The sequence below is a fragment of the Bacillaceae bacterium S4-13-56 genome (genome assembly GCA_040191315.1).
GTDB lineage: Bacteria > Bacillota > Bacilli > Bacillales > JAWJLM01 > JAWJLM01.
The window spans coordinates 17567-38941 of sequence record JAWJLM010000010.1 but is presented as its reverse complement, the minus strand read 5'-3'; the positions used below and the strand labels follow the sequence as shown (position 1 = coordinate 38941).

The 21375-nt window shown below is 36.5% G+C and carries 18 protein-coding genes; 13 read left to right on the top strand and 5 right to left on the bottom strand.

The window, feature by feature from the left end; all coding sequences use genetic code 11:
• Positions 1-1054 precede the first annotated feature (1054 nt).
• The 9 genes from RZN25_04605 to RZN25_04565 all read left to right on the top strand — a co-directional run bounded on the left by RZN25_04605 (position 1055) and on the right by RZN25_04565 (position 13399).
• Complete coding sequence (locus RZN25_04605; protein MEQ6376104.1) at positions 1055-2110, top strand: LacI family DNA-binding transcriptional regulator; 1056 nt, start codon at positions 1055-1057, stop codon at positions 2108-2110.
• A complete protein-coding gene (locus RZN25_04600) occupies positions 2100-3551 on the top strand; it encodes an extracellular solute-binding protein (protein ID MEQ6376103.1) in 1452 nt (483 codons plus the stop codon). The genes RZN25_04605 and RZN25_04600 overlap by 11 nt, the downstream gene beginning before the upstream one ends.
• A gap of 144 nt (positions 3552-3695) precedes the next feature.
• Positions 3696-4571 carry an ABC transporter permease subunit gene (locus RZN25_04595; protein MEQ6376102.1) on the top strand — a complete coding sequence of 292 codons (876 nt, stop codon included), beginning with the start codon at positions 3696-3698 and terminating at the stop codon, positions 4569-4571.
• A gap of 5 nt (positions 4572-4576) precedes the next feature.
• Complete coding sequence (locus tag RZN25_04590) at positions 4577-5446, top strand: carbohydrate ABC transporter permease (protein MEQ6376101.1); 870 nt, start codon at positions 4577-4579, stop codon at positions 5444-5446.
• 21 nt (positions 5447-5467) lie between these two features.
• On the top strand, positions 5468-6748 hold the full coding sequence (locus RZN25_04585; GenBank protein ID MEQ6376100.1) for a CehA/McbA family metallohydrolase: 1281 nt from the start codon (positions 5468-5470) through the stop codon (positions 6746-6748).
• 2 nt (positions 6749-6750) lie between these two features.
• Complete coding sequence (locus RZN25_04580) at positions 6751-8019, top strand: MFS transporter (GenBank protein MEQ6376099.1); 1269 nt, start codon at positions 6751-6753, stop codon at positions 8017-8019.
• A gap of 44 nt (positions 8020-8063) precedes the next feature.
• Complete coding sequence (ugpC, locus tag RZN25_04575) at positions 8064-9146, top strand: sn-glycerol-3-phosphate ABC transporter ATP-binding protein UgpC (protein ID MEQ6376098.1); 1083 nt, start codon at positions 8064-8066, stop codon at positions 9144-9146.
• Between the two features lie 710 nt (positions 9147-9856).
• Positions 9857-11569, top strand: a complete 1713-nt coding sequence (locus RZN25_04570) for an ABC transporter ATP-binding protein (protein MEQ6376097.1) — start codon at positions 9857-9859, stop codon at positions 11567-11569.
• Positions 11570-13399 (top strand): ABC transporter ATP-binding protein, encoded by a 1830-nt coding sequence (locus RZN25_04565; GenBank protein ID MEQ6376096.1) that lies wholly within the window; start codon positions 11570-11572, stop codon positions 13397-13399.
• Between the two features lie 309 nt (positions 13400-13708).
• On the opposite strand, the gene RZN25_04560 is transcribed toward RZN25_04565, so the two are convergent.
• Both RZN25_04560 and RZN25_04555 read right to left on the bottom strand, forming a co-directional pair.
• Positions 13709-14068, bottom strand: coding sequence for an MFS transporter (locus RZN25_04560; GenBank protein ID MEQ6376095.1), 360 nt, complete (start codon positions 14066-14068; stop codon positions 13709-13711).
• Positions 14069-14122: 54 nt separating this feature from the next.
• A complete protein-coding gene (locus tag RZN25_04555; protein MEQ6376094.1) occupies positions 14123-14896 on the bottom strand; it encodes an MFS transporter in 774 nt (257 codons plus the stop codon).
• Between the two features lie 174 nt (positions 14897-15070).
• Between RZN25_04555 and RZN25_04550 the strand changes: the two genes are divergently transcribed.
• Positions 15071-16075 (top strand): Gfo/Idh/MocA family oxidoreductase, encoded by a 1005-nt coding sequence (locus RZN25_04550; protein MEQ6376093.1) that lies wholly within the window; start codon positions 15071-15073, stop codon positions 16073-16075.
• Positions 16076-16108: 33 nt separating this feature from the next.
• On the top strand, positions 16109-16846 hold the full coding sequence (locus RZN25_04545) for a TIGR02206 family membrane protein (GenBank protein ID MEQ6376092.1): 738 nt from the start codon (positions 16109-16111) through the stop codon (positions 16844-16846).
• A 22-nt stretch (positions 16847-16868) separates the two neighbouring features.
• Here the strand turns inward: RZN25_04545 and RZN25_04540 are convergent, their stop codons facing one another.
• On the bottom strand, positions 16869-18539 hold the full coding sequence (locus tag RZN25_04540; GenBank protein MEQ6376091.1) for a glutamine--tRNA ligase/YqeY domain fusion protein: 1671 nt from the start codon (positions 18537-18539) through the stop codon (positions 16869-16871).
• A gap of 468 nt (positions 18540-19007) precedes the next feature.
• On the opposite strand from RZN25_04540, the gene RZN25_04535 reads away from it, so the two are divergent.
• A complete protein-coding gene (locus tag RZN25_04535; protein MEQ6376090.1) occupies positions 19008-19802 on the top strand; it encodes a DUF1906 domain-containing protein in 795 nt (264 codons plus the stop codon).
• 292 nt (positions 19803-20094) lie between these two features.
• Here RZN25_04535 and RZN25_04530 read toward each other — a convergent pair whose 3' ends face one another.
• The gene (locus RZN25_04530) at positions 20095-20241 is read right to left on the bottom strand and encodes a hypothetical protein (GenBank protein MEQ6376089.1); all 147 of its coding nucleotides are present in this window, start codon (positions 20239-20241) and stop codon (positions 20095-20097) included.
• A 109-nt stretch (positions 20242-20350) separates the two neighbouring features.
• Between RZN25_04530 and RZN25_04525 the strand changes: the two genes are divergently transcribed.
• The gene (locus tag RZN25_04525) at positions 20351-20512 is read left to right on the top strand and encodes a hypothetical protein (GenBank protein ID MEQ6376088.1); all 162 of its coding nucleotides are present in this window, start codon (positions 20351-20353) and stop codon (positions 20510-20512) included.
• 30 nt (positions 20513-20542) lie between these two features.
• Here the strand turns inward: RZN25_04525 and RZN25_04520 are convergent, their stop codons facing one another.
• Positions 20543-21364 (bottom strand): ABC transporter permease, encoded by an 822-nt coding sequence (locus RZN25_04520; protein ID MEQ6376087.1) that lies wholly within the window; start codon positions 21362-21364, stop codon positions 20543-20545.
• Between the last annotated feature and the right edge of the window lie 11 nt (positions 21365-21375).

Here is a 21375-nt window from a genome sequence, read left to right as displayed (position 1 = left end):
TAGAGTGCTTACTAGGTTTAGAGCGTATCTCCCGCTTTGAAGATATTGAAGAAGAAACAAGTTAAAAAGGGTTTTTAAGTGGAGCAAACATCCGGATTATATAACCTACTATTATGACCTGAAGCATTTTAAAGGGAAAGAGGATTTAGTTTGATTAGTAGACATGAATAAAGATTTAACCCCGCACCTTATAAGTGATCAAGATCGGGCTATTCTTGACTTCGATTCTACGGTAAATACTGTTTGCGGGAATCAGTTGTCTATGTTTGTTTGCTGAATTAAGAAACAGGAAAGCCTACACCTCAGATGGTATGATTGACATTGTTAGTGAAGAATTAAAACACATTCCATCTAATGTGTCAATTGTGGCCCGGTTTGATAAGGGATTTCCATATGACAAGTGCTGAATTTCTTTGAAAAATGCCGTGATCCTGAAACCGGAATGCCGAACAAATCTTAGCCAATCCCATCCCATAAGGACCCCAAATCACCAAGCGACCTCTCCAAAAGAAGAGCTTTCCATTCTAGTATTCATAGCGATTAACATTTTCTTTGAATTTATTCGTAGTACTTTTGCGAAATAAGGTTCCCCCTTTACGGTGAAACTTTACCAAGCTAGGGTTCAGGCACCGGTTCTTCTAGTACGCATAAATAAACACCAACCTTAATAAACAATCGCTAATTTGATGGCTGTCGCTTATCTACTTTCTGTACAGATATTTCTAACATTTTTTCTGAAGTTTTGAGCTCGTTATAAGGTAGCGGGTGGAGAAATACCTGTTCAGTAAATGAGTTCTATGAAAGATAAAAGATAAAATGAATGATTTTGGAAAAAACTGTACAAGTCGGATAGGGAGGTTTTAGTTTTTCTACTCAGAATAAACGTCAAACTGGTTTGACTATTATCTTTAAATACTGATGAAAACGTATATCTAAACACGCTGTAATCAGATTTTTTTATGTTAACAGTTTTTTATTTTACAAAATATATATATTGAATTAATACTATATTAATAAAACCGGTTTACTATATTAACTATGGAGGTTGGAGTCTATGGCGAAAATAGATGATGTTGCAAAAGTTGCTGGAGTATCAAAAAGTACAGTGTCCAATGTGTTTAGTGAGAAACGGCCAATCAGTAAGGAGGTGAAAGAACGAGTATTAAGGATTGCAAAGGATTTAAACTATAAACCTAATTATTGGGCAAGAAGTTTAGTAGTAAAAGAGACAAGAATCATTGGGTTAAATATGGAGGCGGAAAAGGTGAAGTTTAGCCAGTTTCACTTATCATTGCTAAATGGTGTGTTAAGTGAATGTTATAACCAAGGATATCGATTACTTGTCAATACGTTATCAGATGATTATAAAAACCAGGTTGAGTTTCAAACATCAGATCCAATTGATGGGGAAATCTTATTAGATCCACAAGTCAATGACCGTAGAGTTGAAGAAAGATTAAATTCAAAAACTCCTTTTGTTGTTATTGGAAAGCCTCCAAAAAGATATGAAGATAAATTATCATATGTTGATAACAACAATGTAAGTGCGGCAGAGTTATTGACTAAACATTTGATTTCAAAAGGGCATGAGAATATTTTGTTTTTAAATGCACCGAAATTTCGGACGGTAAGCAAGGATAGGGAGCTAGGATATATCAATGCTTTGGAAGATTCGGGAATTAAAGTGAATCCGAATTTTATAATCAATAAGGACAAGCAGTCAACATCGATTGAATTTGGTTATAAAAAAGTGAAGCAAGTATTGAGTGAACATTTAACTGTTTCTGCAGTAATAACTGATAATGATAAGGTTGCTCTGGGTGCATATCGAGCAGCAGCAGAAGAAGGCCACTCAATTCCACAGGATCTATCAATTGTCTCTTTTAGTGATGAAACGATCTATCCGGCTGAATTTTCTCCGCCATTAACCAGTGTACGACTAAATGGTGAGCAGCTTGGTGTAGAAGCAGCAAAACTATTAATTGAACAGCTCCAAACGAAAGATTTTTATGTTAAACGTGTATTTGTACCAACAGACTTTGTCGAAAGAGGATCATGTGAACAATTTGCAATCAATACCTATATCAAGGAGGGTAACCATGCATTTTAAATTCAAAACGTTAATATGTTTAATTTCTATTTTATCCCTTTTTATTTTAGGAGCTTGCTCTAGTGCTGAATCTGGTACGTCAACAGAAAATGCGAATGATAATAAAACAGAAAAAACTAATGAATCTAACGAATCAAAAGGGACAAAAGAAAATGACAAGTTAAAAATTCTTAGTGCAATCGTTGGCGGAAAAGATGCAGATGAACAGAAGCTCTTTGTTGAAGTTCTAGAGGAAAAGTTGGGTATGGATATAGAAATGGAAAAGCCTCCTAGTGAATACAACCAGAAGTTAATGACTTCTATTTCATCTGGTGAAAAATACGACCTTGTGTATTTAACAAAAGATTTAATGGATGTATTAGTTGACCAAGGTGCTCTAACAAAGTTAAACGATCATATTAAATCATCTGATATTTTATCTAACAATGAAGTAATTCCGACTTCAGAGTGGGATCAAATTACATATGATGATGGTTCGATTTATGGTGTGTTTAATAAGTCAGAAGGAGGCACAATGCCAATTGTTCGTCAAGATTGGATGGAAAAGTTAAATTTGGAACAGCCAACAACATTAGATGAGTTTTATCAAGTGATGAAAGCATTCAAGGAACAAGACCCTGATGGTAATGGGAAAGATGATACGTATGGTTTATCAACTGCTGGATTATATGATATTCAAGGTTTTATGAGTGCTCAAGGAGTTAAATATAAGTATGTTATAGACGAGAATGGAAACCGCACAATTCCTTATGCTACAGAAGCGGCTATCCCGATGTATGAATGGTTTAATAAACTTTACGAAGAAGGTATTTTAGATCCAAACTTTGCAACAAATGATACAGGAAAAATGAGAGAAATGTTTTTAACTGATCGCGTTGGAATGGTAACGTATTGGGATGCTTGGGTAGGGTTATTTAACAATATCCGTTTAGAGGAAGATCCTAATACTGAATTTGAAGCGAAAGGTATTGCTGGTGCTGAAGGACCTAATGGTCAAATGCTTCGTCGAGGTGATCCTAGTATGTGGGCCATCCCGGTTAATGCTGAAAACCCAGAAGCAGCTCTTAAGTTCCTAGAATTCTGGAACTCAGAAGAAGGGAACGTCTTAAGCACACTTGGTATTGAAGGTCATGACTACACGGTTGATAACGGCAATTATCAACTAACTGAGATAGGTCAAGAACACGGGATGGACCATGGTGTTATTATCCCCTATAATACTAATTTTGAAAACCCTATTGGTTTATTACCTGGTGTAAAGGAAGCGCGTGAAGTGATTATGACACATAATGCTTCATTAGAGCTTTCAACCGCAGACTGGCCAGATGCTGAAAAAATAGTTACAAACTATGTTTTCAAAGCGATAATGGGGGATATATCTGCAAATGACGCAGTTTCAAAAATGAATGATGAATTGAAAGCTGCAAATCTTATAGATTAACATTGAAGAGGAGGGGGCTTCACCCTCCTCTCTGTTATATGAGAACACCACTAATGGTGGGAAAATTAAAATAGTTTCTGAAATTATGATTCCAGCTCTCTTTTATGGAGAACTGTCATACTTGAACACAAAGAGGTGTTTATTTTGCTCTATACATTAAAAAAACACTATACACTTTATCTTATGATTCTACCAATCTTAATCTACTTTTTTGTTTTTAATTACTATCCGATAGTTAAAGGGTTAATGATAAGCTTACAGGAGTATCGGTTAATTGGTGACCGCCCCTTTATAGGGTTACAAAATTATATAACTGTGCTAAATGATCCAGTTTTCTGGCGAGCATTACAAAATACCCTTGTCATAGGTGGGGGGCTATTGATATTGGGTTTTGTAGCTCCTCTTCTTGTCGCATTATCACTAAATGAAGTTTTTCAACCAGTTTTTAAAAAAATTACACAAATGGTTATTTACCTCCCCCATTTATTTTCATGGGTAGTTGTAGGCGGTATTTGGATATTTATGCTGTCACCTGATGTTGGATTAGTAAATGGAGTTCTTCGATGGCTAGGAGCTGATGCGATCCATTTCTTTGCAAAAGAAGACTATGCTAAACCAATTATGATTCTATCAGCGGTATGGAAAGATATGGGATATATCTGTATTATCTATCTAGCCTCTATTGTTGGCATAAGTCCGGTACTGTATGAGGCTGCATCGATAGATGGAGCAAATCGTTGGCAACAAATGATTTATATTACTATCCCACAGTTAGTTCCTACAATGAAAGTTGTTTTACTTCTTAATATGATGGGCATTCTTCGGATTTTTGATCAAGTTTTTGTTATGAGTAACCCAGCAATTGCTAGAGAGGTTAACGTGCTTATGATGTATACCTATGAAAAAGGAATATTGGAATTTGATATGGGTGTTGCCACAGCAGCAGCGTTTCTAGTGATTTTTGCAACACTGATACTCGTTAGCATTGTAAGAAAAGTAATTCGATACGATATGGAGTGAGACAGTTGAAAAAAATAAATGTAGATCAATCATGGAAATCAAAGGGATGGCAAAACGTAAACAAATTATTTTTAATCATGCTGGTTTTAACAATGATAATCCCAATCTGGAACACATTTGTAATTTCCATTTCCTCTAATATCTCATCGATGCAACCAGGTATAAAGTTATGGCCAACTGAATTTAGTCTAGAAGGATACCATACAATTTGGTCTAAAATGGAACTTTGGCGTCCCTTTGTAAATAATATGATTGTTACCATGCTAGGAACTATATTTCATGTATTTCTAGCTTCAATGGCTGGCTATGTTTTGATACAAGATAAATTACCAGGAAAAAAAATATTAGTAACATTAATTATTTTAACAATGGTTATCCCAGAAGAAGCAATCATGATTCCGTTGTATGTGGTTAACAAGCAATTAGGGTTATTAAATACTTTGACATCACTAGTTATAGCTGGATTAGTATCTGGATTTAGTATTTTGTTAATGCATAATTTTTTCCTTTCTATTTCAAAAGATTTGGCAAAGTCAGCAAGAATAGATGGAGCGGGCGATTTCTGGATTTTTACTAGAATCTACCTTCCGATTGCCAAACCAGGTCTTGCAACGGTATTATTGTTTGAGTTTGTTAGCCGTTGGAATCAATTTACACAACCGTTGCTCTATATAAGCGATAGTAACAAATATACGTTGCAGTTAGCATTGCAGTCTTTAGTTATTTCATCTGATGCAACATCTAGTAGTGATTTTTTTACGCCAAATGTTCGTATGGCAGGAATAATGATTGCGTTAATCCCATTAGTAATTATTTATCCTTTTGTACAAAAGTTTTTTGTGAAAGGTATTATGTTGGGTTCTACCAAAGAATAAAACAGAAAGGCGGAGAAATTAATGCAAACAGCGATATTGGAAAAAATAACATTAAACCGAAGTATTACACATGAAGAACAATTGCAATACATAGAAGTTCCTTTTCATGTATCGGAGGAAGTTCAGAAAATCAGTTTGGAACTTACAGTGAAAAATATAATCAATAAGGAGTGCGTTGTTGATTTAGGGCTAAAGGATCCTATGCATGTTAGAGGTTGGAGTGGCGGAGCGCGTGACAAGGTAACAATTGGAATACAAGAGGCTACCCCAGGTTATGTTGCAGGCAACCTTTATACAGGAGAGTGGTCAGTGATTCTTGGTGCGTATAAAATTCCCGAGTCTGGTTGTGATGTTCAAATAGATATAGCTCTTGAAAAAGCTTGTGAAACATTTTGGGTAAAGGGAGACCTGCATATGCACAGTGTCCATAGTGATGGGTCCTATACACTTGAGGAAGCATCAGAAATTGCGATAAACAAGGGTCTTAATTTTATTGCTCTAACTGACCATAACACAATAAGTCAAAATTTTGTCTATCCAACTTATAAAAATCTAATTCATATACCTGGAATGGAATTAACAACCTACCGTGGTCATTGTAATTTTTACGGGGTGAAAAATCCAATTATGGATTTTCGAGCAACAACGAATGAAGAAGTAACTAACAAGATGTTAGAAGCAATAAATCAAGGAGCAAAACTATCTATTAATCATCCGCACGATGATAATTGTCCGTGGGATTGGGATAATTCACTAACTTATGGTTGGATCGAAGTGTGGAATGGTCCGTGGAGAAGTTGTAATGAGCGAACACTAGCGTGGTGGCAAAAGGAATTAGTGGAAGGAAAGAAATTACATGTGGTTGGAGGAAGTGATACACATCGTCCGGATCAATATGTAAAACATGGCATGCCCACAACATGGGTGAAAACCGCTTCAAATTCTGTGGAAGGTATTTTGAATGGTATTGATAAAGGAAATGTCTTTTTATCTTATAGTCCAGAAGGTCCTGTAATTGAATTAATTTGTGGAGAATGGATGATGGGTGATACAGTCACAAACAGTTCCTATCCAATTGAATTAACTATTGTTGGTTTGTTGGAAGGTGACACGATAAAAATTATATCTGATAAAGGGATTGAACATACACACACGGCTTCCAATTTGCGTTTTGAAGATCATTTGGAAATCACTGACCAGGGTTTCTATCGAATTGAAGTATGGAGGTACTTTTCAGAGGTAAACAGAACATTAATGGCAGCTATGTGTAATCCTATTTATATTGATGTAAAAGGAATTTAACTATGCGAGAGTTACTTGCTAAAATAGATGCACTATTACATCCACCTGCCATTTCTTTATCACCTACAACAAAAATCTTTTTGCTAATCGTTTGTTTTAATGGCATAGCTAATAGTTTATCTAGCGTTTTTATAAATATTTATTTGTATAAACTATCTCAAAATTTTTATGATGTTGCACTTTTTAATTTTGTTTCTTATTTGATTTGGATGCCTTCTTTTATTTTTGCAGGATGGTTGAGTAAAAAAGTTGATCGCAAAAAAGGACTCGTCATTGGAGGTTGCTTACAGTTAATTTTTTATTTGGTACTTATATTGCTAGGAGATAACTCTAGTAACTGGATTATTGTTCTTGGCATTATTTACGGTATTGGTTCGGGATTTTACTGGCTCTCTGTTAATGTGTTATCGGTTGATTTAACGAATCAATTGAATCGCGACTGGTTTAATGGTGTAAATGGTATTTTTAACGCGCTGTCACAAATGATCGGACCGGTATCTGCTGGTTGGATTATTACGATGAATCCCGGTTTTACTGGTTACCGATTAATTTTTATTCTAACATTTTTGTTTTTTTTAGTGTCTGTAGTATTAACTTTTTTTCTACCTAAGCAAATTGAAAAAGGTTCGTTTAACTGGAGGGCTCTATGGAATGTCCATAAAAACAAGGAATGGAGAATCCTTAGTTATGTTTATAGCAGTCTTGCATTTCGCGATGGGGTTTTGTCTTTTGCAATATGGATATGGGTGTATATGATGTCGGGGAGTGAAGGGGTTGTTGGAAATTACGTATTCATGACTACAACTATTTCTGTATTTATTTTTTATTTTATAGGCAGATTCATAAGTCAGAAAAATAGATCATCCTATATCAAGATCGGTACAATTGGTATTAGCTTGGCTGTTCTGGGGCTTGTATTTGACGTTAATTATTGGACATTACTTATCTATGGAGTTACAGCCGGTGTATGTATTCCTTTATTTGAAGTACCCTTTAACACACTGTCATTGAATTCTATTTCTAAATTTGACTCGAATGGTAGGCAGCGCATTGAAATGGTGGTATCGAGGGAGTTGGCTCTCAGTGCGGGGAGAATCCCAAGTGTTGGAGGGTTAACGATTATTTACACAATCGATCAAAATCAAAGTATTTGGGTGGCTTTATTTATGGTTCTCGTAATTACTATTGGCTTAATGTCACTATATTTTTTGTGTCAACATCAATTAACGATGGATAATGACAAATCTTTACTATTTAGTGAATATCTTTAAAAAAACTCTAGTAATAACTAAAACGAATAATAGGGTGATAATAGATGGCAGAAATACTTTTTGAAAAAATTTATAAAAAATATAACAAAAATGTTTGGGCTGTTAATGATTTTAATCTAAGAGTAACTGATAGAGAATTTATTGTACTTGTTGGACCTTCTGGATGTGGAAAGTCAACAATGCTTCAGATGGTGGCTGGGTTAGAGGAAATTTCAGATGGCAGTCTATACATTGATAACAATCTAGTAAATAAAGTGGCACCCAAAGACCGGGATATAGCAATGGTCTTTCAAAACTATGCGTTATACCCACATATGACTGTATATGACAATATAGCTGTCGGATTAAAGTTGAGGAAGTATAAAAAGGATGACATTGATCATCGTGTCAAACAAGCATCCTCCATTTTGGGATTAGAACCTTATTTAAACCGTAAACCTAAAGCTTTATCAGGTGGTCAAAGGCAACGTGTTGCTTTGGGACGTGCAATTGTTAGAGATGCGAAAGTGTTTTTAATGGACGAACCATTATCTAATCTTGATGCAAAACTACGTGTTCAAATGCGGGCTGAAATTATTAAGCTACACAAAAAATTAAAAACAACAACTATTTATGTAACCCATGACCAAACCGAGGCGATGACAATGGCTTCAAGGATTGTACTGATGAAAGATGGTATCATACAACAAGTAGATAAACCGAAGCGAATTTATGACTTTCCTGATAATGTATTTGTTGGTGGCTTTATTGGTTCACCAGCAATGAATTTTATCCGCGGACTGATTGAGGGTAATCATATTCGGATAGGACATGTTTCTTATCTTTTATCTGAAGAGAAACTACAATTATTACAAAAAAGCAGCTATACAGATGATCAAATTATAGTGGGAATTCGACCAGAAAAATTGACACTTTCAACGGACAAGGATATAAGCATCCAAACAAAAGTTGAAATGGTCGAATTATTAGGAGCAGAAACCTACCTCTATACTTCAATCAAAGATCAATCAATTACTGTACGAGTGGATGCTATCTGTAATATAAAAAGTGGGGAAGTGGTTACTGTAGGATTTGATTTAGTGGATTGTCATTTTTTTGATATAAAAACAGAAAAGAGGATAAAATAGGAAATTCAATGTATATCCGTTATAATTCGATACATTTTGTCTATTAAAGATAGCCCTAAGCCACTTAGTGAATACAATTTGGGTGCCCCCATTACGGTGAAACTTTCTCATGCTGGAGGCACCGGTACTGAATAAATTCGTTGATATAACAGCGTTTATACAAAGCTTTTTTTGTTGTAATTCTTCCTCTAACTCCTTAATGGAAGGAAGTTTTCCTGTAAGCTATTTACTTATGAAGGAAATTTGAATAACACTGAATACTTCAAAATCTTGTTATCTTGGGAAGACGAATTTGATTTAAGTATGGCACCTTTTTATATTCTTTGTACAGATAGTAGTCTAGATCTCTTTACCATCCATTATAATGTATGACATAACTTCGAACTGGATATTGGTATTTCAAAGAATTACTAGGCTTTGACGAATATCAACTTCTTTCACGCAAAGGGATTGAACGTTTTAGGACGATTAATTTTATCACTTACAATTATTTAAAAAATCAGTGAGAAAAGTGGGAAAAGAGCATTACTTTGACTATTGGTGATGAGGTTTGAAGAATCCGCAAAGATCACATTGGTCAGCTTGTCGTATATACCTACGAGCAAGCGTTAAATTAGGTGAGTTTATGAACCACTCCAAAAGTTTTCAAACTTTCATCCTCCTAAAAATCAAGTATAATAAAAAGGAGTTTATTGATTCGGGGGAGAGAAATGAAAAGAATATGGAGTTATGCTTATACATATAAAACCGCCTTATGGGTCGGTATTTTTTTAACAATTATTGAATTAGTTGTGGAATTATTCCAACCAATTATTATGGCAAGAATGATAGATGAAGGAATCCAAAAAGGAGACTTTCGGCTGGTAGCTATATGGGGAACGATTTTGATAGGAATCTCAATCTTTACTTTTTTCGCTGGAATTGCTAATTCCTTTCTATCTTCTCGTGTTGGACAAGGGGCAGGCTATGATATGCGAAGAGACTTGTTTGAGAAAGTCCAACGATTTAAAATGAAAAATCTTCAATCATTTGATACTCCAACCTTAATTACGAGGTTAACTAATGACGTGACCCAAGTACAAGGCGTCATTTTTATGTTTATGCGAGTTGGATTGAGAGCACCATTATTTATTATATTTGCGCTCATTATGGCCTTTACCGTTCATGTAGAATTAGCTTTTATTTTACTTGGTTCAGTTCCGTTTATTTTTCTATTTCTTTATTGGATTTTAAGAAAAGGAGTAACCTATTTTCAGAGGGTTCAAAAAAAGCTTGACGATGTGAACTCGATCATTCGGGAAAACTTAGGGGGAATTCGCTTAATCAAAGGATTTAATCGAGGATCACATGAAGAAGAACGTTTTAAACAAGTAAATTATTCTTTGTTAGATATGAATAAAAAGGCGTTGTGGCTGATGGAAGTAGCAATGCCGATTGTTATGCTCGGCATGAATGTGCTAATTCTTATTCTTTTATGGGTCGGAGCTGGGCAACTCTCCGTAGGGGACGCAACGGCAGGTGAAGTAGTTGCCATTTTAAATTATGCCACACGGATTATGTTTACTTTTTCTGTATTTACCTTCCTTATCATGAATGCATCAAGAGGAAAGGCTTCCATTGATCGTATAGGACTTGTCCTAGATGAAGAGATAGAGACCCATTCATCTGGGGATAGGAAACCTATATTGGAAGGTGCAATCACATTTAAAAATGTGAGTTTTGAATATCCGAAATCTAAGGAACCTGCTGTGAATCAGATTAGCTTCATGATTGATCATGGAAAAACTCTTGGGATTCTAGGAGAAACAGGTTCAGGGAAATCATCCTTAGTACATCTCATTCCTAGGCTTTATGAAAAATCAAAAGGAGAAATCTATATAGATGGACATCGGATAGATGAGATAGATTTGAATTATCTACGTCATCAGATTAGTTTGGTTCCTCAGGACGTACATCTGTTTTCGGGAACAGTGATGGAAAATATTTGTTGGGGAAAAGAAGAGGCGACTATAGAAGAGGTTATCCAAGCGGCCAAAGATGCACAAATTCATTCCTTTATCGAAAGCTTACCTGATGGATATGATACGGTTATTGGGCAACGTGGGATTACATTTTCTGGGGGTCAAAAGCAACGGCTCTCCATTGCCCGTGCTCTCATACGACGCCCAAAAATCTTAATATTAGATGATAGTACGAGTGCACTGGATGCTCATACAGAAGTACGCCTTTTACAAACGTTACAAGATCAAAAGTGTACGGTCCTTATGATTGCTCAAAAGGTTAGTTCTGTCAGGGATGCTGATAAGATTCTTCTTTTAGATCACGGTAAGTTAATTGGGGAAGGAACTCATCAGGAGTTGTTAAGTCACAATACTTATTATCAACAAATATACGAATCTCAAAATGAAAAAGGGGTGATCTAGATGGCGGATAAGAAGGAAGAACAACCTGAAAGAACTATAGAGCATCCTCATCGTCGTCCCCAAGGGATTGGAACTAGACCACCCCGAGTTGATAATCTTAAGGAAACTCTATGGAAAATATGGTCTTATATGGCTCATGAGAAAAAACTTTTTTTCCTGGTCATTATAATGGTCATTATTAGCTCTGTCCTATCTTTGTTAGGACCCTTTCTATTAGGAGTATCAGTAGACCATGTCATTGAGACACAAGAAAGAAACACACTTTTATTTTTGCTTCTTTTTCTAGTGTTCATTTATTTTTTTCAATCAGCAGCTACTTGGCTCCAAAATTTTTGGATGATCCATATCGCGCAAAACACAGTATATTCTATGAGGAAAAAACTTTTTTCTCACTTACAGCATCTTCCTATTTCATTCTTTCAAACCTATAAGCATGGGGAGCTTATGAGCAGGCTAACGAATGATATAGAAAATGTCAGTCGTACGTTAAACACGGCAGTTATTCAATTTGCAACTAGTTTATTAACTATTCTTGGAACCATTGGAATGATGATTTGGTTAAGTCCTTTATTAACTCTGCTTACATTGACCGTAGTCCCCTTCATGTACTTTGGGATGAAATGGATTACGAATAGAACAGGGCCTTATTTTAGAGAACAACAGAAAGAGTTAGGAAAAATGAATGGATATGTGGAGGAAATGTTCTCGGGTCATACCATCATCACAATGTTTTCCCAAGAGGAACGAGTCATTCAAGAGTTTAAAGAGAAAAATGAGAGATTAAAAAAAGCTGGTTTTTGGGCACAGACTTACTCAGGTTTTATTCCCAAACTAATGAATATGTTAAATAACGTCAGTTTTGCCATTATTGTGGGCGGTGGAGGCTTGTTAGCCTTAAAGGGAGGGATAGTTACCATAGGAGTAATTGTAACCTTTACTACTTATTCTAGGCAGTTTACAAGACCACTGAATGACTTAGCGAACCAATTTAACATGATCTTATCTGCCGTGGCTGGGGCTGACCGCGTGTTTCAAATCATGGAAAAAGATATAGAACAGAAGGATGAGGAGCAAGCAACTGATGTGAATGCTATAGTGGGAGAAATTGAGTTTCGCTCTGTATATTTCTCTTATGAAGAAGAACAAATCACATTAGAGGATATTAATTTCCACGTAGAACCAGGAAGCACAGTTGCTTTAGTTGGCCCAACGGGGGCTGGGAAGACTACCATTGTCTCATTGCTTTCTCGATTCTATGATCCAGACAAGGGTCAGATATTGATTGATGGAAAAGACGCGAAACAGATAACAAGAAAAAGCTTAAGGGATCAAATGGGGGTTGTTTTGCAGGATTCCTTTTTATTTCACACAACTATCCGTGAAAATATTCGATATGGGAACTTAGCTGCAACTGATAAGGAAGTAGTGGAGGCAGCTAAATCTGCAAATGCCCATGAATTTATTACTCGATTACCTGATGGCTATGATACCGTACTTGATTCGGATGGAAATGGAATTAGTCATGGACAGAGGCAGCTCTTGTCTATCGCAAGAGCACTCCTTGCTAACCCAAGTCTTTTGATCCTAGATGAGGCTACTAGTAGCATTGATACGATCACGGAAATTAAAATTAATGACGGTTTAAAAACGTTGATGAAGGGTAGAACAAGTTTTGTTATTGCCCACCGTTTAAACACTATTCGAAATGCCGATTTGATTCTTGTGTTAAATGAAGGGAAAATCATTGAAAAAGGGAACCATCAGGAGCTCATGATGGTTGATGGATTTTATGCCGATTTGGTTCGGAGCCAACAGGGAAATGTATCATAGGAAAATAAAAAAAGATGATTCCATTTTATTGGAGGAATCATCTTTTTTTGCATTTAAGTAGGGGGTGTGGTGTCACATAAATGGACACTTCGGCACGAAACGAATGGAAGTAGCATCTAACATTTTAGTTCTGTAGAAAATCGTCACTTAAAACCAGTTCTCTAGCACTTAAAATTCTGAAACCGTCACTTAACGAATAAAATCGTCACCCAATGACTTTTGTAGCACATAAAAGGATTAATCGGCATTAAAATTTCACTGGAGAAAGGTTTTTTACTGTTTTGCATGATCAACGAGAGACACTACCTCTTAATTTTCAACTCGTTCTAACTGTTCGCTATTTAGCTTCCGATCATAGAAATGGGTGGCTACAAATGGAATAATAAACAGGATTAATAATCCATAGAAAAGGATTTCAATGGAATAAATATCCACAATAAATCCTCCAAGTACAGGGCCAACCATTCGACCGGCGGTACCCACACTATTAATTAATCCCTGGTAAAAGCCCGCTCTCCCTTTAGGCGCCAAATCATCTGCTAGAGATGGTACGCCAGGCCATACCAACATTTCGCCAATAGTTAAAATCGCCATTGCAATTGCAAAAGAAAGAAAGGAATTAGCAAATAATAGGTAGATAAAGGATAATAAGAAAATGAAATGTCCTATTTGTATTTGTGCCTTTGTGGAAGGAATCCAGTTCGTAACAACTTTAATAATCGGTTAACCTAACACGATAAGCAGACCATTTATAGTCCATAAAAGGCTATATCGATCAATGGAAATTCCGATGTCCTGCGTATAGGATGCAATGGTCGTTTGCCATTGAACATAAGCAACCCAGCATATAAAAAATCCAATGCTTAACATGATTAAGGCACGGAAATTTGCTTTCTTAACAATTTTTAAATTTTGATCTAGAACAGTTCCATAGGAATGAGGGTCATATTTGGAATCTATAGGTTTATAGGTTAGGACAGCTAAGAGAAAGAAAACGAAAAAGAATAGGGCGTTTGCAATGAAAATATATTCAAATGAGAACTTGGCAACAAATCCACCTAAGGAAGCCCCAATGGCTACTCCAAGATTTTGGGCAACGTAAAGAGCATTAAAAGCACGTCGTCCTCCTTCTGGCCAAACCGAGCTAGCCATCGCAAACATAGCAGGGCGTGCTACCCCAGAACCTAATCCAAGGACAATCATCAGAATGGTATAAGAAAGTATGCTATGATAAAATATCAAGGCAACTGAGGCTGCAATGGAAATGATGTTACCATAAGTGATAGTTATATAGCCGCCTAAACGGTCATATAAAACACCGCCTAAAAGATTGCCAAATATCCCAGCCCCTTGGTTTAACATGAGCACTACTCCTGCAAAGGCTAAGGTTTGTCCTAGTTCATTATGAATATAAATGGTGTTCAAGGGCCATATGAATGAAGAACCTGTGACATTAATGGCAATTCCAATAACAAGCAACCATATATGTTTAGGCATGGCAGTCATCTCTTTTCTGATTTTAAGAAAAACTCGACTTATCGCAAAGTTCTAATGGCGAAAGCTTAATTTTTTTCATGTAAGTTATAAATCCTGTAGTATAAAAAATACACACTTGAAAATTCTATTATGCTTGGACAGAAAGTGCAACAAAAATATTTGAGGAGTGATTACATGACTATACGTTTTGGAGTGGTAGGTACGAATTGGATAACCGATCGATTTTTGAGTGCAGCAAAGGAAGTAAAGGACTTTGAAATTACTGCCGTTTTTTCCCGTACAGAAGAAAGGGCTCAAGAATTTGCTAGCAAGCATGGAGTAGATCATACCTTTACTGATTTAGATAAGATGGCCGCAACAGATTTACTAGATGCTGTCTATATAGCTACTCCCAATTCTTTACACACGGAACAGTCCATTCTCTTCATGAAGAATGGAAAACATGTTTTATGTGAAAAACCAATGGCTTCTAACACTGCTGAGATAGAGAAGATGATTCAAGTTGCCACGAAAGAAAAGGTATTACTTATGGAGGCAATGAAAACTACCTTTCTACCCAATTTCATTTCGATTCAGGAAAATTTACATAAGATAGGAAAGGTAAGGCGTTTTGTTGCAAGTAAATGTCAATATTCTTCGCGTTATGATTCTTATAAAAAAGGGGAAGTACTAAATGCCTTTCGTCCTGAATTTTCAAATGGTTCATTGATGGATTTAGGGGTTTACTGTGTTTTTCCTATGGTAGCTTTATTTGGTGAACCAAAGCATATTAAGGCCAATGGAGTAATGCTTGGGTCGGGGGTAGATGCGGAAGGCAGTATTCTATTCGGATATGAGGAAATGGAAGCGATCACAACGCACTCGAAAATAACGAATTCTTACGCACCCTCTGAAATTCAAGGGGAGGAAGGAAGCATCATAATAGATGACATCTCTAATTTGAATTCAGTGGAAATCCGTTATCGAGATGGCACTAGTGAAAGCCTGAATCGAACACAAGATAAGGAATCTATGTTTTATGAAACAGAGGCTTTTGTTCAACTTGTTCAACAAGGGATGACAGAATCAAATATAAATTCTTTTGAAAGATCATGGGTAACAGCTTCTTTGATGGAGGAAGCTCGAAAGCAGATTGGATTAATTTTCCCGGCTGATCGCAATAATGATTTTTCTAATTAATCCATGTCTATGAGAAGAATGGGAGGGATGTAGATGTCCAGATATTTCGAATGGGGTTATGATGAAGATCCCTTTGTCCTATTTTCTTTAGAGCATTGGCTAACTATTACTGTGTTTGTGTTCATAGCTATTGGTATTGCTCTATACAGAAAACCCCTTAGAAAAGGGAGTCGCCCAGTTGTGTTTCGGTTTTGTCTAGCAGGCGTTCTTCTACTATCTGAAATTAGTTATCAATCTTGGCAGATCTACTATGGTCGATGGAATCCAAGCTATTCCCTCCCCCTTCATTTAAGTAGTGTTAGTCTAATTTTTGCTATCATCATGCTTTTAACTAAAAATGAAAGGGTCTTTGCTTTTACCTATTTCGTGGGTATAGGAAGTGCCATTCAAGCCATGTTAACTCCTGTTATTGATGGATATTCTTTCCCCCATTTTAGATATATTCATTTCTATGTTGCTCATGGAGGAGTCGTTATAGCCTGTTTGTATATGCTTTTTGTAGAAAGGTTTCGTCCTACGTTAAAGCTGTTATGGAGGTCCTTTCTCTATTTAAATGTGTATACGGCTTTTATGTACTTTATAAATTTATGGACAGGTGGGAACTACATGTTCATCATGAGAAAGCCTTCTACGGCATCCGTATTAGATTTTCTCGGCCCTTGGCCATGGTACATAATCCCTCTTGAGCTTATAGCATTAGCTTCTTTTTTAATACTATGGTTTCCTGTATGGGTAGTTGAAAGTGTAAGCAAGAAAAGCCTAGAACCTTGATCTGGTTCTAGGCTTTTAACTATTAAAGCTTAAAAGAGCTTTTTAATGAAACAATTTGATTAAAAACTGGTTTCTCTTTTTTATAAAGCTTTGGATCAACGTTGAAATATCCATGTCTAAAGAATTGGAATTTATCAAACGGTTGAACGTCTTCCATGTTCGGTTCAATAAAGCCGTTCAGAACCTCAAGGGAATTTGGATTGATAAGGTCAAGGAAAGTCTTTTTCTCTGCATTTTCAACCTCTTCTGCCTCTTGATCATCATCCAAAATAAGAGGCTCATACATACGAAATTCTGCTGGTAAAGCCTGAGTGGCTTCTACCCAATGAAGGGTACCTTTTACTTTTCGGCCAGTAAATCCTGTTCCGCTTTTTGTCTCAGGGTCATAGGTGCAATGGATCTCTACTACATTTCCATCCTCATCCTTAATGATATCCTCACATTTGATAAAGTAAGCATGCTTCAAGCGAACCTCGTTTCCAGGAAATAATCGGAAATACTTTTTCGGTGGATTTTCCATGAAATCCTCTTGTTCAATATAGATTTCACGGGAGAATGGGATTTTTCTTATGCCCATTTCAGGATTTTCAGGGTTAACTTCAGCATCAAGCCATTCTACTTGCCCTTCCGGATAGTTTGTAATGACAACCTTTAGTGGTTTTAAAATACCCATCGTACGAGGAGCTTTAAGTTTTAAATCCTCTCTAACAAACTGATCTAGCATTCGTGAATCAACGGTCCCATCTCCTTTGGAAACGCCTAATTCTCGAATGAAACCACGGATGGATTCAGGCGTATACCCTCGTCTTCTTAAACCGGAAATGGTTGGCATTCGAGGATCATCCCATCCGTCTGTAACACCTTCATCAACTAAAAGCCTGAGCTTCCTTTTACTCATTACTGTATGGGAAAGGTTTAATCGTCCAAATTCAATTTGTTGTGGTTGGCTTTCCATTTCACATTGCTCGACCACCCAGTTGTAAAGAGGACGTTGATCTTCAAATTCAATAGTACAAATAGAATGAGTCACATCCTCAATTGCGTCTTCAAGAGGATGTGCAAAACTATAGGTTGGGTAAATACACCACTTATCCCCGGTATTATGGTGAGTAGTATGAGAAATTCGATAAATCACAGGGTCCCGTAAATTAATGTTAGGGGAGCTCATATCAATTTTTGCACGAAGAGATTTCTCTCCATTTTTGTATTTACCCTGACGCATTTTTTCAAATAATTCTAAGTTCTCTTCAACTGTTCGATCACGGTATGGACTATTTTTGCCTGGCTCTGTCAAAGTACCGCGATACTCACGGATCTCATCTGGAGAAAGATCATCTACATAAGCTTTTCCTTTCTTTATAAGGAGCTTAGCTCTCTCATACATTTCTTCAAAATAATCTGACGCAAAAAATAGACCATCCCAATCATACCCTAGCCATTTCACATCTTCTTTAATGGATTCTACGAATTCAGTATCCTCTTTTAATGGATTCGTATCATCAAATCGTAGATTCGTCTTTCCGCCAAATTCATCAGCTAGATCAAAGTTAATAATAATGGATTTAGCGTGACCAATATGCAGATATCCATTAGGCTCTGGTGGAAAACGGGTATTTACGTATGTTCTTCTTCCTGATTCTAAGTCTTCTTTTACAATGTTTCTTATGAAATTTGATGTTTTATGTTCTGCCATATCAATTCCCTCTCTCTTTGAATCGACCATTTTTCTATTACTTGTATATATACCATACAAGTTCCTGTTTTTCCATTATTCATTATGACCGTATTTCATTATCCTAACACAAATGTCTCCTAATTATCCCGCATTAACGGGCAGCAATACCACTATCCCCACCTCAAGTCTTAAGTGAAACGAAAAAGGTAAGCGGGGGATAAACTGCCATGGAAAAAACATTAAATTTTTCATCCTTGTTGGTGAAGCTTTCCTTATGGTTGGCTACCCGTAAATGTCCGAGTGGTTCAAGGGCCTCATACTCATGCCCTTGGATGCTAACAATCAGTGGGGGGACGGCAGCTGATTGAAGTTTCACTTTATGAATGGTTATTCTTTTTGTTTACAAAAAATTTACTCCCTTTATGTTTTGCGCCCTTACGATAGATTCTTCCATTGCATAGTTTATACAAAAAGAAGGGTGAGTTCATGAAAAAAAAGGAAGTAGTTAAGCTTTTATTGGTTGGTTTTTTAACCATATTGTTTACCATTGGGTGCAGTCTGCCTGGATTCAATAATTCAGAGGACAATAATAGTCCAAACAATAATCCGCCAAATAATGGAGATAGTGATCAGGAAGTTACCATTGAATGGGGAATTGATACAGCAAGTTTAGTTACTGAGGATTTCTATGATTGTGTGGTCAATGAATTTGGGGAACCAGAGTTCATTGGAAGATATATGCTTCAAATTGAAGGAGTTTCTTTTAAAATGACACAGGAAGAGATTCAACTTATTCATGAAAACAACGCACGAATTCTTCCTATCTATAATGGTGTGTCAGAGGCAACAGGGTATGAACATGCAATAAATCATGCAGAAGAAGCTATTAATATCGCACAGGAACTAGGAATCCCTGAGGGTACACCCATAATTGTGGATATAGAACCAAGCTTTCCAGTAGACCAGGAGTTTATTCGAGGATGGGTAGAGAGCATATCTAATTCTTCATACGAGCCAGGAATATATGGTGTCTTTCAACCAGATACCGCTGTTTCTAATGCTTATGTATCGTATAAGGAGCAATATGGAGTCACTGATGAGGATGTAGTTATTTGGTCAGCAAACCCAACAGGTATCACTACTAAAGCAAATGCACCTGAGTTTAATCCAGGTGCACCACAAGGAATAGACGTAGAAATATGGCAGTATGGTCTCGACGCACAAGCATGTAACATTGATACAAACCTTATTTTATCTAGTACTCTAGATGATTTGTGGTAACTGCAAAACGAAATGAATTTTTTCGCCGAATTAGCTGAAAAAGTTTCAACTAAAAGATGATTCCTCGATAGAATGTGGAATCATCTTTTAGTTATTATTTCTCTATGAAGTCTGGTATCAAGCACTTTTTATAGAATGCTAGTTTTTAGTTTTAATTTTAATCGTTTGATGACCTTCTTCATATATATATAGTCCTTTTTGAAGGTGATTTGATTTTGATTCAACGACCCTCCGCCATCAATGGGTTTATGTAATTGGTAGGGTTCAACATAGGACTTGCGTTCGCTCATTCTCAACGGTCAACAGATAGGTAGAGCGTGCGTAAAAGAACCTCTCCCTTGTTTGGGGTAGGGATTTCTTGCTCAACAAACTGTAAATGCTCCATGTTGGGCATTGCTTCCGGTCGTTTAACTAAGTGAATTTCTCTGTTTTTATTCAAAAAATCATTCCTTTCCCTCTTTTTAATCCATTGTACGAAAGAATGAGACCTTTTTCTATAGAACATAAAATCGTGCTAATGGATCATTATAAAAGAAAGGAGGGAGTTTATGGTCAACACAGATTTTGATCGATTTAAGAAAGAACAAAGAAAACATCGTCCCACATATTTGCGTAGCGAAGAACCTCGAACGAAACCAGCCACTAACTCAGAAGATAATGACCGACATAATAATGGCCCATCAGTTGGTGCAGCTGAAAGAGAAGTATAAAAAGATAGTGCCTATCAGAGATGATAGGCACTATGCATTATTTCGTCTGAATTGTATAGTAGCAAAGAAAATGAGAACAGCCGTGAAAATCATAATAAATAAAACTTCTTCAAACATAGTAACTTGGTGATTCATAACGGTTAAATTCAAGCCCATGGCTTCTCTCACCAACTCGGGCATGCTTCCAACATCCAGCATAATCTTCTTCATTAGATCAACCCCATAAGTAACAGGGTTTATTTTAACCAAAAAGTCCATCCACGCTGGCATGTTATTGATGGGGAAGAGAGCACCCGATAAGAAAATCATTGGCATAATTAATATTTGGACGATAAATTGGAAACCTTCTGTTGATGTAAGTGTACTCGCTATAAGTAACCCTAAAGAAGACAAGGCACTTGAAATTAAAAACATTACAGGAATTAATAGAAAAATGGAGCTCCATTGGACCTCAACACCAATTAATGGAACTAGTAAAAACATAAGTAGGCCTTGTAGAAGAGCAACAGTGGCCCCTCCGAGAACTTTTCCTATCGCAATATTCACTCGTGAGATGGGAGAAACCAGAATCTCACGCATATATCCAAATTCCTTGTCCTGAATGACAGATAAACTGGAGAAAATAGATGTCGTCAATAAGGTCATTGCTACAATTCCTGGAAAAATAAACGATACATAATCAAAGTCAGGAGAACCTCCACCAGCGGATAACATAAATTTCATAGTTCCGCTCATACCACTCCCGAAAATTAATAAAAACATAACAGGCATAGCAAATGAGCCTAATAAGCGAGCTCGGTCCCGAGTGAATTTAATAACATCTCTCTGCCAAATCGCAAATATTCCTTCCATTATCATCCACC